This window comes from Burkholderia cenocepacia (assembly GCF_900446215.1).
Lineage (GTDB): Bacteria > Pseudomonadota > Gammaproteobacteria > Burkholderiales > Burkholderiaceae > Burkholderia > Burkholderia cenocepacia.
The window spans coordinates 415,682-429,415 of sequence record NZ_UAQZ01000012.1 but is presented as its reverse complement, the minus strand read 5'-3'; the positions used below and the strand labels follow the sequence as shown (position 1 = coordinate 429,415).

Below are 13,734 nucleotides of genomic sequence, written 5' to 3'. Positions count from 1 at the left end.
AGGTTTAATTTATACACCTGTTGGCACCGGTTCGCCAAGTTTCTCTGCATCGCAAGGCGTCGATTGGCGTCGATCGGCGGCTTTCGATCCGGCCCCGGGCCGCTCGATCAGGCCTTCAGGTACTGTTCGCGCGCGCCGAGCCAGCGCGCGAGATGCTGCGTGACGACCTCCGGGTACGCGGCAATCAGCCGCGCCGCGGCCTCGCGGGCCGGGTCGATCAGCCAGCCGTCGGTCTCGAGGTTCGCGAAACGCAGCATCGCCGCGCCCGACTGGCGCGCGCCGAGGAATTCGCCCGGGCCGCGGATTTCGAGGTCGCGCCGCGCGATCTCGAAGCCGTCGGTCGTCTCGCGCATCGTCTTCAGCCGCTCGCGGCCGGTGAGCGACAGCGGCCCGCTGTACAGCAGTACGCACACCGACGCCGCGGTGCCGCGCCCGACCCGGCCGCGCAGCTGGTGCAACTGCGCGAGGCCGAAACGTTCCGCGTGCTCGATCACCATCAGCGACGCGTTCGGCACGTCGACGCCCACCTCGATCACCGTCGTCGCGACCAGCAGCTGCACTTCGTTGCGCGTGAACGCCTCCATCACGGCCGCCTTGTCGGCCGGCGACAGCCGGCCGTGCACGAGCCCGACCTTCAGCTCGGGCAGCGCCGCGGCCAGCGTCTCGTAGGTTTCGACGGCCGTCTGCAACTGCAGCGTCTCGCTCTCCTCGATCAGCGGGCACACCCAGTACACCTGGCGCCCGGTGAGCGCGGCCTCGCGCACGCGGGCGATCACCTCGTCGCGCCGCGCGTCGCCGACGACGCGCGTCAGCACCGGCGTGCGGCCGGGCGGCAACTCGTCGATCGTCGACACTTCGAGATCCGCGTAGTACGTCATCGCGAGCGTGCGCGGAATCGGCGTGGCCGACATCATCAGCTGGTGCGGCTGAAAGTCGCGCGCGCCGTTGGCCGCGTTCGCGGCCTTCGCACGCAGCGCGAGACGCTGCTCGACGCCGAAGCGGTGCTGCTCATCGACGATCACGAGGCCGAGCCGCGCGAATTCGACCGTGTCCTGGATGATCGCGTGCGTACCGATCACGAGCTGCGCGGTGCCGAGCGCGGCCGCCTCGATCGCCGCGCGCTTCTCCTTCGCCTTCAGGCTGCCCGCGAGCCACGCGACCGTGACGCCGAGCGGCTCGAGCCATGCGCGCAGCTTGCGCGCGTGCTGTTCCGCGAGGATTTCGGTGGGCGCCATCAGCGCGGCCTGGTAGCCGGCGTCGATCGCCTGCGTGGCGGCCAGCGCCGCGACGACCGTCTTGCCGCTGCCGACGTCGCCCTGCAGCAGCCGCTGCATCGGGTGCGCGAGCGTGAGGTCGTGCGCGATCTCGTCGACGACGCGCGCCTGCGCGCCCGTCAGCGTGAACGGCAGCGCCGCGTAAAGGCGCGTGGTCAGCGCGTCGGCATCGCGCGCGGTGCGGCGCGGCATCGCGGGCGCGGCGCGCGTGCGGCGCTCCTCGTGCGCACGCTTGAGCGACAGCTGCTGCGCGAGCAGTTCCTCGAACTTGATGCGCGTCCACGCCGGATGCGAGCCGTCCATCAGCGCGGCTTCGTCGGAATCGACGCGCGGGTGGTGCAGGATGCGCACCGCCTGCTCGAGCGTCGGCACGTCGAGCGGCTTCAGGTAATCGCGCTGGATCTCCGGCGGCAAGAGCTCGGGCAGCGGCGTGCGCTCGACCGCGTTCTCGATCGCCTTGCGCAGATACGCCTGCGACACGCCGGCCGTGCTCGGGTAGACGGGCGTGAGCACCTGCGGCAGCGGCGCATCCGCTTCGACGACGCGCACGGCCGGATGCACCATCTCCATCCCGAAAAAGCCGCCGCGCACGTCGCCGCGCACGCGCAGCCGCTGGCCGACGGCCATCTGCTTGACCTGCGACCCGTAGAAATTCAGGAAGCGCAGCACGAGCTGCTCGCCGTCGTCGTCCCGGATCTTCACGACGAGCTGGCGGCGCGGCCGGTACGCGACCTCGTTGTCGAACACGACGCCTTCGGTCTGCGCGATGCCGCCCGGCAGCAATTCGCCGATCGGCGTGAGCGTGGTTTCGTCCTCGTAGCGCATCGGCAGATGCAGCACGAGATCGATCGAACGCGTGAGCCCGAGCTTCGCGAGCTTGTCGGCGGTTTTCACCGGCTTGTCGGCGGCCGGCTTCTTCTTGCGCTTCGCACCGGCCGCGCCTGCCTCGTCGCTCGCGGCGGCGCCGTCGGCGTCGGGCGCGGCGGCCGCGGGCTGCGCGAGCCGGCCGTCGGCGCCGCGCTTCGGGCCGGCGCGACGCGTACCGGCGCCCGATGCGGACGGCACGGGCGACGCGGCATCGTCCGCGTCGAACGGATCGGCGGAATCGGCAACGGCGGCGGGAGAACGGCGTGGTGACACAGGCATCGGATCGTCTGGGTGCTTCGCAAGGCAAGTACAATAGCGGCTTTCACGTCGTCCGAACGAACGACGCCGGCCAGGCCGCGCATCCCGTCATCATAGCGGCTCGCGCGCCCCGATTACGCGTTTCCGCCCTGCCGGCGACGCCCGCCGGCCGCTTCGAACCAGCCCGCATGTTCACGCTTTCCGATTTCGATTTCAATCTGCCGCCCGAGCTGATTGCACAAACCGCGCTGCCCGATCGCACCGCGAGCCGCCTGCTCGAGGTCGACCGCAGCGTCGAGCCCGCACGCCTCGTCGACCGCCATTTCGCCGAATTGCCGTCGTGCATCGCGCCCGGCGACCTGCTCGTGTTCAACGATACCAAGGTGCTGAAGGCGCGTTTCTTCGGCCAGAAGGCCAGCGGCGGCAAGATCGAGGTGCTGATCGAGCGCGTGACCGGCACGCACACGGCGCTCGCGCAGATCCGCGCGAGCAAGTCGCCGGGCGCCGGCACGACGCTGCGTCTGGCCGACGCGTTCGACGTGACGGTCGGCGAGCGCGTCGAGCCGTTCTTCACGCTGCACTTCCCCGCGCCGTGCCTCGACCTGATCGAACAGTACGGCCGCCTGCCGCTGCCGCCGTATATCGAGCACGATCCCGATGCGACCGACGAGACGCGCTACCAGACCGTCTATGCGAGCAACCCGGGCGCGGTCGCCGCGCCGACGGCCGGGCTCCATTTCGACCAGCCGCTGCTGGAGCAGCTCGACGCGCTGGGCGTCGAGCGCGCGACGCTCACGCTGCACGTCGGCGCCGGCACGTTCCAGCCGGTGCGCGTCGACAACATCGCCGAGCACAAGATGCACAGCGAGTGGTACGACCTGCCGCAGTCGCTCGTCGACAAGATCGCCGCGACCCGCGCGCGCGGCGGCAACGTGATCGCGGTCGGCACGACGTCGATGCGCGCGCTCGAAGCCGCGGCGCGCTCGGCCGACGAAGCCGGCCGCCCGCTCGCGGCGACGCAGGCCGAAACCGACATCTTCATCACGCCCGGCTACCGTTTCCGCGTGGTCGACCGGCTCGTGACGAACTTCCACCTGCCGAAATCGACGCTGCTGATGCTGGTGTCCGCGTTCGCGGGCGTCGAGACGATCCGCGCCGCGTACCGGCACGCGATCGAAGAACGCTATCGGTTCTTCAGCTACGGCGACGCGATGCTGCTCACGCGGCGCGACACGCCGGAGGCGCCGGGCGCGTGAGCTCCGCGGGCGGCTCGTCCGCCTGGTGCGTCACCCGTTTTTTCACCGCCGCCGGGCTTCCCGGCGGCGTTTCCAACATGCGCCGGACTGTTTTCCGGTAGCGAGGAGCACGACACGATGACCGAAGGTTCATCCCACGATACGCACGCCCCCGTGCAGGACCGCCCGGCCAACGGGCTCGAATTCGAACTGCTGACGACCGACGGCCACGCGCGCCGCGGCCGCGTGAAGCTCAACCACGGCACGGTCGAGACGCCGATCTTCATGCCGGTCGGCACGTACGGCACCGTGAAGGCGATCCAGCCGCGCGAGCTGCACGAGATCAAGGCCCAGATCATCCTCGGCAACACGTTCCACCTGTGGCTGCGCCCGGGCCTCGACACGATCGACGCGCACGGCGGCCTGCACGGCTTCATGGGCTGGAACAAGCCGATCCTGACCGACTCGGGCGGCTTCCAGGTGTTCTCGCTCGGCGACCTGCGCAAGATCACCGAGGACGGCGTCACGTTCGCGTCGCCGATCAACGGCGACAAGCTGTTCCTGTCGCCGGAAGTGTCGATGCAGATCCAGAAGGTGCTGAACTCCGACGTGGTGATGCAGTTCGACGAATGCACGCCGTACGCGACCAACGGCGTGCCGACGACGCACCAGGAAGCGGCCGACTCGATGCGCATGTCGCTGCGCTGGGCGAAACGCTCGCTCGACGAATTCAACCGGCTCGACAACCCGAACGCGCTGTTCGGGATCGTCCAGGGCGGGATGTTCGAGGACCTGCGCGACGAATCGCTCGCGGGCCTCGCGGAACTCGGTTTCCACGGCCTCGCGATCGGCGGGCTGTCGGTCGGCGAGCCGAAGGAAGACATGATGCGCGTGCTGCGCCACGTGGGCCCGAAGCTGCCGGCCAACAAGCCGCACTACCTGATGGGCGTCGGCACGCCGGAGGACCTGGTCGAAGGCGTCGCGAACGGCGTCGACATGTTCGACTGCGTGATGCCGACCCGCAACGCGCGCAACGGCTGGCTGTTCACGCGCTTCGGCGACGTGAAGATCCGCAACGCGACGCACAAGAACTCGCTGAAGCCGCTCGATTCGACCTGCACCTGCTACACGTGCCAGAACTTCTCGCGCGGCTACCTGCATCACCTGCACCGGGTCGGCGAAATCCTCGGCGCGCAGCTGAACACGATCCACAACCTGCACTACTACCTGCAGCTGATGAGCGAGATTCGCGAGGCAATCGAGACGCACACGTTCGACGCATTCCGGCAACGCTTCGCGGAGGATCGCGCGAGAGGGGTCGACTGACGGGCCGGCGGCCCGCATCGCGGCCAGTCACATAGGACGTGTACTAATTGGCCTGATCAAATCACCGGTCGCGACCGCCAAACATTACAATTACCTTTCCAAACAAGTCGCAACGGTGTCGGTTCGCGCTTTAACAGCTTGATCCGAAAGCGCATTTGCCGATCCGTCTGCGCATGGGGCCGGTGGTAGAATAACCGGCTTATTTTTCGATCTTCCCCTACGGAGAGACCAACGTGCCGTTCATTTCCAATGCCTTCGCGCAAGGTGCCGGTGGCGCCGAATCGAGCCTGATGAGCTTCCTGCCGCTCATCCTGATGTTCGCGGTGCTGTACTTCATCATGATCCGTCCGCAGATGAAGCGTCAGAAGGAACACCGCAACATGCTCGCGGCCATGGCGAAGGGCGACGAAGTCGTCACGAGCGGCGGCCTCGTCGGCAAGGTGACGAAGGTCACCGAAGGCTACATCGGCGTCGAAATCGCCGAAGGCACCGAAATCACCGTGCAGAAGGCTGCCGTCACGACCATTCTGCCGAAGGGCACGATCAAGTCGCTGTAAGGCTTTCACCGAGCGTCCGGCTCCCCGCGCCGTGCCCGCCTGAGAGAGCGGGCCGCCGCGGCGCCGGACGCGACGCTTTCACGCCAACCACCCGTTCGGCCCCCTCATGAATCGTTATCCACTCTGGAAATATGTCGTGATGGTCGTGGCGCTCGCCATCGGCCTTCTGTACACATTGCCCAACTTCTTCGGCGAAGCGCCGGCGGTGCAGGTGTCGAGCGGCAAGGCCACGGTCAAGCTCGACTCGACCACGCTGACCCAGGTCGAATCGGCGCTCGCATCCGCGCAGATCAAGCCGGACGACGTCACCTTCGAGAACACGGCGACCAACGCGAACATCCGCGTGCGCCTGAAGGACACCGATACGCAGCTGCGCGTCAAGGACCTGCTGCAGAAGTCGCTGAACGCCGACCCGAACGATCCGCAGTACGTCGTCGCACTGAACCTGCAGAGCGCGTCGCCGCGCTGGCTGACCGCCCTGCACGCGCTGCCGATGTATCTCGGCCTCGACCTGCGCGGCGGTGTGCACTTCCTGCTCCAGGTCGACATGACGGGCGCGCTCACCAAGAAGCTCGACTCCGACGCCTCCGACGCGCGCTCGCTGCTGCGCGACAAGAACATCCGCGACGGCGGCGTGAGCCGCGTCGAGCAGTCCGTGGTCGTCAACTTCAGCGATGCGCAGACGGCGGAAGACGCCCGCAAGGTGCTCGCCGCGTCGATCACCGAGCTGCAATGGGCGACCCAGCCCGGCGGCGGCGGCACGCAGGTGGTTGGCACGTTTACGCCGGCCGTGCAGAAGGCCGTCGAGGACGCCGCGCTCAAGCAGAACCTGACGACGCTCCACAACCGCGTGAACGAACTCGGCGTGTCCGAGCCGATCCTGCAGCAGCAAGGCAGCGACCGCATCGTCGTCGAACTGCCGGGCGTGCAGGACACCGCGAAGGCGAAGGACATCATCGGCCGCACCGCGACGCTCGAGGCGCGCCTCGCCGACCCGATCAACACGCACCCGAACCCGAACGACCCCGTGCCGCCGGGCGAGGAGCTGTTCACGCAGGGCATCCAGGCGCCCGTGCTGCTGAAGAAGGACGTGATCTTCACCGGCGACCGCATCATCGACGCATCGGCCGGTTTCGACGAACACCAGCGTCCGTCGGTCAACATCCGCCTCGATTCGGCGGGCGGCCGCGCGGTGCGCACGGTGTCGCGCGACAACATCGGCAAGCCGATGGCGATGGTGCTGTTCGAGAAGGGCAAGGGCGAAGTGCTGACGGTCGCGACGATCCAGTCCGAACTCGGCGACCGCTTCCAGATCACGGGCCAGCCGACGCCGCAGGCCGCGGCCGACCTCGCGCTGCTGCTGCGCGCCGGTTCGCTCGCCGCACCGATGGACATCATCGAGGAACGCACGATCGGCCCGAGCCTCGGCGCCGACAACATCAAGATGGGCGTGCACTCGGTGATCTGGGGCTTCTGTGCGATCGCCGTGTTCATGATCGCGTACTACATGCTGTTCGGCGTGGTGTCGGTGATCGGCCTGTCGGTGAACCTGCTGCTGCTCGTCGCCGTGCTGTCGCTGATGCAGGCGACGCTGACGCTGCCGGGTATCGCGGCCATCGCGCTCGCGCTCGGTATGGCGATCGACTCGAACGTGCTGATCAACGAGCGCGTGCGTGAAGAACTGCGCGCCGGCCAGCCGCCGCAGCTCGCGATCCAGGCCGGCTACGCACACGCGTGGGCGACGATTCTCGACTCGAACGTCACGACGCTGATCGCCGGCCTCGCGCTGCTCGCGTTCGGCTCGGGCCCGGTTCGCGCGTTCGCGATCGTGCACTGCCTCGGTATCCTGACGTCGATGTTCTCCGCGGTGTTCTTCTCGCGCGGGATCGTCAACCTCTGGTACGGCGGCCGCAAGAAGCTGAAGTCGCTCGCGATCGGCCAGGTGTGGAAGCCGGAAGGCGCCGCTGCCGCCGCGTCGTTCACCGATGCGGACGAATCGACCGACACCGCGCGCGCCGCGAAGCTCGCCGCCCCGGCGAAGGGCAACGCGCCGCGCGCCGGCAAGCCGCAGCTGCGCAACCGCGCGCAGCAAGGCGTGTCGCCGAAGAAACCGGGCTCGACCCAATAAGGCCCCGGAGACGAAGCCATGGAATTTTTCCGCATCCGTAAAGACATTCCGTTCATGCGGCACGCGCTGGTGTTCAACGTGATCTCGCTGGTCACGTTCCTCGCCGCCGTGTTCTTCCTGTTCCACCGCGGGCTGCACCTGTCCGTCGAATTCACCGGCGGCACGGTGATCGAGGTGCAGTACCAGCAGGCCGCGGAGCTCGAACCCGTGCGCGCGACGCTCGGCAAGCTCGGCTATGCCGACGCGCAGGTGCAGAACTTCGGCACGTCGCGCAACGTGCTGATCCGCCTGCAGCTGAAGGAAGGCCTCACGTCCGCGCAGCAGAGCGACCAGGTGATGGGCGCGCTGAAGGCGCAGAGCCCGGACGTCACGCTGCAGCGCGTCGAGTTCGTCGGCCCGCAGGTCGGCCGCGAGCTCGCGACCGACGGTCTGCTCGCGCTCGCGTGCGTCGTGATCGGCATCGTGATCTACCTGTCGTTCCGCTTCGAATGGAAGTACGCGGTGGCGGGCATCATCGCCAACCTGCACGACGTCGTGATCATTCTCGGCTTCTTCGCGTTCTTCCAGTGGGAGTTCTCGCTGGCGGTGCTCGCGGCGATCCTCGCGGTGCTCGGCTACTCGGTCAACGAGTCGGTCGTCATCTTCGACCGGATCCGCGAAACGTTCCGCCGCGAACGCAAGATGAGCGTGCAGGAAGTGATCAACCACGCGATCACGACCACGATGTCGCGCACGATCATCACGCACACGTCGACGGAAATGATGGTGCTGTCGATGTTCTTCTTCGGCGGCCCGACGCTGCACTACTTCGCGCTCGCGCTGACGGTCGGCATCATGTTCGGCATCTACTCGTCGGTGTTCGTCGCGGGCTCGCTCGCGATGTGGCTCGGCATCAAGCGCGAAGACCTGATCAAGGAAAAGAAGACCGCGCACGATCCGGACGATCCGAACGCCGGCGCGCAGGTTTGAGCGCCACGCCGTTTCGGCATCGAAGCAAAGCCGGCCCTCTGGGCCGGTTTTTTATGCGCGGGCCGCCACGATGCGGCATGCCAACGGCCCGGCCGGCATCGTCACGGGTGTCGGCTACAATCGTCACCGCCCTGCCCCGCCGCCTGCCGGCCGCGCGCGTGGACCGGGCAAGCCCCCCTCTTCACCCGTCCGAACGTGCGGTCCCGATGATGCCTCCCATGCGTGTCGTTCGTCGCCTCGCCGTCTGCGCAGCCGTCGCGGCCGCGTTCCCGTATGCGCCGCTCGTCGGTGCGCAACCGGCATCCGCGCCGGCCGCCGCTTCGGTGCCCGCCGCCCCACCGCCATCGCCCTGCCCGCCCGACTGGGAGCCGCAGATCTGCGAACTGAAGGCGGCCGTCGACGTGCTGAAGCAACAGCACCTGACCGACGTCGACATCGGCGCGCTGCTCGACGCCGCGACCCACGACGGGATCAAGACGCTGCCGTACGCGCGCTTCTTCAACGCGAAGGAAGAGCAGGAACGGCGCGACGACGAGCGGCGCGCCCGCGACGGCACACCGGGCATCGGGATCGTGTTCGAAACGCGGCCCGACGGGCTGCACATCATCGACGTGGTTCCCGATGCGCCGGCGGAAAAGGCCGGCGTGCGGCCCGACGATCTCGTCGTCGCGATGAACGACCGGAGCGTCGTCGGCATCGACGGCGGCGAACTGATGAAACTCGCGAAGGGCGACGCGGGCGTGCCGCTGAAGCTCACGGTGCAGCGCGGCCCGAAGCATGCGGTGCTGACCTTCGCGCCGGTGCGGGCGATCGTCAAGCCGCGTCCGGCAACCGTGAAGCGGCTCGACGGCGACATCCTGTACACGCGGCTGTCGAGCTTTCCGGAGCCGGCGGTCGGCGACTATATCGATGCGGTGCAGGCCGCGCGTCGCGCGGGGCCGCCGGTCAAGCAGATGATCCTCGACCTGCGCATCAATGGCGGCGGCGCGCTCAATGCGGCGATCGGCATCACCGCGCTGTTCGCGGGACGCGACCGCACCGCGATGGTGACGGTCGAGCGCGGCGACACGCATCGCCGCCGCTACACGACCAACTGGCCCGACTACGAACTGCCCGTCATGCACGGCCAGGATCCGCTCGCGCCGCTGCAGGCCGACGACTGGTGGCGCACCGTGCCGCTCGTCGTGCTCGTCGACGGGCAAAGCGCGTCGGCTGCAGAAGCGACCGCGGCGGCGCTGAAGGATCTCGGCCGCGCCAAATTGCTCGGCATGCCGACCTACGGGAAAGGGCTCGCGCAGACGGGCGTCGACCTGATCGACGGCACGCGCCTGAATTTCACGTTCGCGCGCAATCTGCGGCCGAACGGCTGCCCGATGGACGGCTACGGCGTCGTGCCGGACTGGCTCGTGCCGCCGCGCCGCGATGCGGACGTCGACGGCGTGCTGCTGTGGTATCGGGAAGTCGATCTCGCCCGCGCCCCGTATGCGGACCGGCAGGCGCCCGACCCGTTCGCGCAGGTGCGCAAGGCCCGCCAGAAGCTGCGCGACGAGCGCGTGCGCGCGAAGGTCGATACGGCGCGGAGCGCGGCGCTGCCGCAGCGCGCATTCGGCACGGCGGCCGACTGGCAGCTCCGGCAGGCGCTCGATGCCCTCGCCGGCCGCCCGGTGCAGACCATCGCCGCGCCCGCGCAACTGATGCCGGCGCAGCCGGTCTGCGAGCGCGGCGGCAACTGAGCCGCCGCCCGCCCCGTTTCAGCGGAATCCGAACCGCCGCCGCAGCACGACCAGCGCCGCGAGGCTCAACACGGCCGCGAACATCAGGTAGAAGCTCGGCGCGGTCTTCATCCCGGTCTCGCGGATCAGCCACGCGATGATGAACGGCCCGAAGCCACCGAAGATCGTCACCGCGACGTTGTACGCGAGCGACATCCCGGTCGTGCGCGTCTGCACCGGAAACACCTCGGACAACAGCCCCGGCAGCGCCGCGAAGTAGCCGGTCATCAGGAACGCGAGCAGCACCTGCAGCGCGATCAGCGTGCCGAAGCCCGGATGCGCGACGAGATACGCGAACGCCGGATAGATCAGCACGAGGATGCCGACGGCCGGCGCGATCATCACGCGCACGCGGCCGTAGCGATCCGACCAGTGGCCGACGAGCGGCGCGAACGCCATCTGGATCACGCCGACCACGAGGATCGCGGCGAATGCGGCGGACGGCGCGAGGCCGAGCTGCTTCACGCCGTAGGTCGGCATGAACAGCACGAGGTAGGTGGCGACGGTGCCGAGCACGACCACGCCCATGGCCGCGACGAGGCGCGCCTTGTGCGACGCGAACGTATCGCGCAGCGGGTTGGCGGTGCCTTCGGCCGCGAGGAATTCGGGCGTCTCGTCGACCTTGGTGCGGATGTAGTACGCGACCGGCCCGAGCAGCAGCCCGAAGAAGAACGGCACGCGCCAGCCCCACGACGCCATCTGCGCGGCCGACAGCTGCGCGTTCAAGACGGTGCCGAAGCCCGCGGCGAGCAGCGTCGTGAGCCCCTGGCTCGCGACCTGCCAGCTCGCGAAGAAGCCGCGCCGGCCGGGCACGTGCTCGGCGAGGAACGCGGTCGCGCTGCCGAACTCGCCGCCGGCCGAGAAGCCCTGCATCAGCCGCGCGGCGACGAGGATCACCGGCGCGGCGACACCGATCGTCTCGTAGGTCGGCAGCACCGCGATGATCAGCGTGCCGGCCATCATCAGCAGGATCGACAGCGTGAGCGCGGCCTTGCGACCGGCGCGGTCCGCATACGCGCCAAGCACGATCGCGCCGAGCGGCCGCATGAAGAACGACACGCCGAACGTGCCGAGCGTGAGCAGCAGCGACACGGTGTCGTTGCCGGCCGGGAAGAACAGCTTCGAGATCGTCACCGCGAAAAAGCCGTAGACGACGAGATCGAACCACTCGAGCGCGTTGCCGATCGACGCGGCGACCACCGCGCGCCAGACGCGCGGCGACGAGGCAATGGAGCTGGACTGCGTGACGGCATGCATCGGCGATCTCCTTGTCGTTGTACGTTCTGTTCGAGGCGGCCGCCGTCGCGCCGTCGGCCTGCCCGGCGCCGCATGGCCACATGCGGCGCTCGGGCGATTATAGGCGCGCAAAAAAAAACGCCGCGCCCCGGTAACGGGAACGCGGCGGTTGATCCGCGGCGGCCGGCACGATGGCCGGCCGTGCCGGGAAGCCTTACTGCTGCTTGACCGCTTCGGCCGTGATCAGCAGCTTCGTCTTCATCTTGAAGCCGTACTGCTTGCCGTAGTCGAGGCCGAAATCGTCGCGGCTGAATTCGCCGACCGCGTCGACGCCGCACACTTCACGCTTGAGCATCGGGTGCGGCATGCACTTGAACGAATCGATCTTCAGCGTGAGCGGCTTCGTGACGCCATGCAGCGTCAGGTTGCCGACCACCGACACCGGCTTGTCGCCGTCGAACTTGATCGTGCCCTTGTAGTTCGCCTGCGGGAACTTCGCCGCATCGAAGAACTCGGCCGTCTGCAGGTGCTCGTCGAGCTTCGCGCTGCCCGTGTGGATCGACGCGATGTCGGTCGTCACGTCGACCGTGCCGGTCTTCGCCGCACGGTCGAGCGTCACGGTGCCGCTCGACTTGTCGAACTTGCCGCGCCAGACCGACAGGCCGCCGAAGTGGTCGGCCTCGAAGCTCGGGTACGTGTGGCTCGGGTCGAACTGGTAGGTGGCGCTTTCGGCGAAAGCCGAGAACGACAGCGAAGCGGCCAGCGCGCCGGCGGCGATGATCAGATGCTTTTTCAAACCTTTTCTCCTGGAAACGGCGCCGCGCCCTCGCGCGGCATTCAGTTGAGGCAACAACCCGCCGCCTACTTCGTGGCGACGAGATGGAACTTGATCTGCACTTCGTCCGCGACGATCGACGTGTCCTTCCACTCGCCGGTGCCGACGTTGAAGGCCGAACGCTTGATCGGCAGCACGCCGTCGAACGTCTGCGTCGCGCCGTTTTGCGCGACCGTGACGGGCACCGTGACGGTCTCGGCCTTGCCCTTGATCGTCAGCTTGCCGGTCACGTTGTACTTGTTGCCGCCGGCCGGCGCGATCGCCGACGACACGAAGGTCGCCTGCGGATAGGTCTTCGCGTCGAACCAGTCCTTGCCGGCGACCTGGTCGTTGTACATCTTGTCGCCGAGGTCGAAGCTCGCGACGTCGATCGTCATTTGCGCGCTGCCCTGCGCGGCTTTCGCCGGGTCGAACTTCACCTGCGCGGAAAACTTCTTGAACGCGCCTTCGGTCGGCACGTTCATCTGCTTCGACACGGCGGACACCTTGCTCTTCGCGAGATCGACGTCGGCATGCGCCGCGCCCGACGCGACAAGCGCCGCCGCGGCGAACGCGGTCAGCATGGAGCGGGAGAAAGACACTTTCATGGGATCCTTCATTTGGCAAAGGGAAGCATGCGCGACAGCAGGCCGTCGCGGTCCAACAGCTGGTGCTTGAGCGCCGCGAGCACGTGCATCGCGACGAGCGCAAGCAGAATGTAATTCAAAGACACGTGCAGCGTCTTGAAGGTTTCCTTGAGCGCCGGATCGGGATCGATCAGGCGCGGCAGCGGCACGATGCCGAGATAGACGACCGGGATGTTCGACGCCGAGCTGTACAGGTAGCCCGTCACCGGGATCACGATCATCAGCACGTACAGCAGCATGTGCACGCCGTGCGATGCCGCGCGCTGCCACGCCGGCGTGTCGCCCGGCAGCGGCGGCGGCACGTGGGTCGCCCGCCACAGCACGCGCACGACGGCCAGCGCGAACACCGTCACGCCGATCCACTTGTGCCACGAGAAGTACTTCAGCTTGGTCGGCGTGAAGCCGGGGATGTCCGTCATCACCCAGCCGAGCGCGAAGCCGCAGACGATCAGCAGCGCGATCAGCCAGTGCAAGGCGATCGCGGTGTGTGCGTACCGTGCCGGCGCGGCCGGCGGCGATTTCGATGCCATCTTGGATTCCTCAGTTCAGCGAACGGCTGCGCCGGTAAATTCGTCCGACGCATGTCAAGGGCGCCATGCTACCGCAACCTTTTGACGTGCGCGGACTCCGAGAACAGGCGCGCCAGCCGGC

The 13,734-nt window shown here is 68.0% G+C and carries 11 protein-coding genes; 6 read left to right on the top strand and 5 right to left on the bottom strand.

Going from position 1 to position 13,734, the window contains the following annotated elements; genetic code table 11:
* Window positions 1-107: 107 nt before the first annotated feature.
* A complete protein-coding gene (recG, locus tag DTA15_RS19375) occupies window positions 108-2,420 on the bottom strand; it encodes an ATP-dependent DNA helicase RecG (RefSeq protein ID WP_034178660.1) in 2,313 nt (770 codons plus the stop codon).
* Window positions 2,421-2,587: 167 nt separating this feature from the next.
* On the opposite strand from recG, the gene queA reads away from it, so the two are divergent.
* The 6 genes from queA to DTA15_RS19345 all read left to right on the top strand — a co-directional run bounded on the left by queA (window position 2,588) and on the right by DTA15_RS19345 (window position 10,347).
* Window positions 2,588-3,655: a tRNA preQ1(34) S-adenosylmethionine ribosyltransferase-isomerase QueA gene (gene queA / locus DTA15_RS19370; RefSeq protein ID WP_006482460.1), complete on the top strand. Its 1,068-nt coding sequence runs from the start codon at window positions 2,588-2,590 to the stop codon at window positions 3,653-3,655.
* 117 nt (window positions 3,656-3,772) lie between these two features.
* Window positions 3,773-4,960 carry a tRNA guanosine(34) transglycosylase Tgt gene (gene tgt / locus DTA15_RS19365; protein WP_006482458.1) on the top strand — a complete coding sequence of 396 codons (1,188 nt, stop codon included), beginning with the start codon at window positions 3,773-3,775 and terminating at the stop codon, window positions 4,958-4,960.
* 233 nt (window positions 4,961-5,193) lie between these two features.
* Window positions 5,194-5,517 carry a preprotein translocase subunit YajC gene (gene yajC, locus DTA15_RS19360; protein WP_006476868.1) on the top strand — a complete coding sequence of 108 codons (324 nt, stop codon included), beginning with the start codon at window positions 5,194-5,196 and terminating at the stop codon, window positions 5,515-5,517.
* 106 nt (window positions 5,518-5,623) lie between these two features.
* Window positions 5,624-7,645 (top strand): protein translocase subunit SecD, encoded by a 2,022-nt coding sequence (secD, locus tag DTA15_RS19355; RefSeq protein WP_006482461.1) that lies wholly within the window; start codon window positions 5,624-5,626, stop codon window positions 7,643-7,645.
* Window positions 7,646-7,663: 18 nt separating this feature from the next.
* Complete coding sequence (secF, locus tag DTA15_RS19350) at window positions 7,664-8,614, top strand: protein translocase subunit SecF (RefSeq protein ID WP_006482457.1); 951 nt, start codon at window positions 7,664-7,666, stop codon at window positions 8,612-8,614.
* Window positions 8,615-8,832: 218 nt separating this feature from the next.
* The gene (locus tag DTA15_RS19345) at window positions 8,833-10,347 is read left to right on the top strand and encodes a S41 family peptidase (protein ID WP_006482459.1); all 1,515 of its coding nucleotides are present in this window, start codon (window positions 8,833-8,835) and stop codon (window positions 10,345-10,347) included.
* An 18-nt stretch (window positions 10,348-10,365) separates the two neighbouring features.
* Here DTA15_RS19345 and DTA15_RS19340 read toward each other — a convergent pair whose 3' ends face one another.
* The 4 genes from DTA15_RS19340 to DTA15_RS19325 form a co-directional block, all read right to left on the bottom strand.
* Window positions 10,366-11,643: an MFS transporter gene (locus DTA15_RS19340; RefSeq protein ID WP_006482466.1), complete on the bottom strand. Its 1,278-nt coding sequence runs from the start codon at window positions 11,641-11,643 to the stop codon at window positions 10,366-10,368.
* Window positions 11,644-11,836: 193 nt separating this feature from the next.
* Window positions 11,837-12,418 (bottom strand): YceI family protein, encoded by a 582-nt coding sequence (locus DTA15_RS19335; RefSeq protein WP_006476873.1) that lies wholly within the window; start codon window positions 12,416-12,418, stop codon window positions 11,837-11,839.
* Window positions 12,419-12,483: 65 nt separating this feature from the next.
* Window positions 12,484-13,044 (bottom strand): YceI family protein, encoded by a 561-nt coding sequence (locus DTA15_RS19330; protein WP_006482463.1) that lies wholly within the window; start codon window positions 13,042-13,044, stop codon window positions 12,484-12,486.
* 8 nt (window positions 13,045-13,052) lie between these two features.
* The gene (locus tag DTA15_RS19325; RefSeq protein ID WP_006482464.1) at window positions 13,053-13,613 is read right to left on the bottom strand and encodes a cytochrome b; all 561 of its coding nucleotides are present in this window, start codon (window positions 13,611-13,613) and stop codon (window positions 13,053-13,055) included.
* Window positions 13,614-13,734 lie beyond the last annotated feature (121 nt).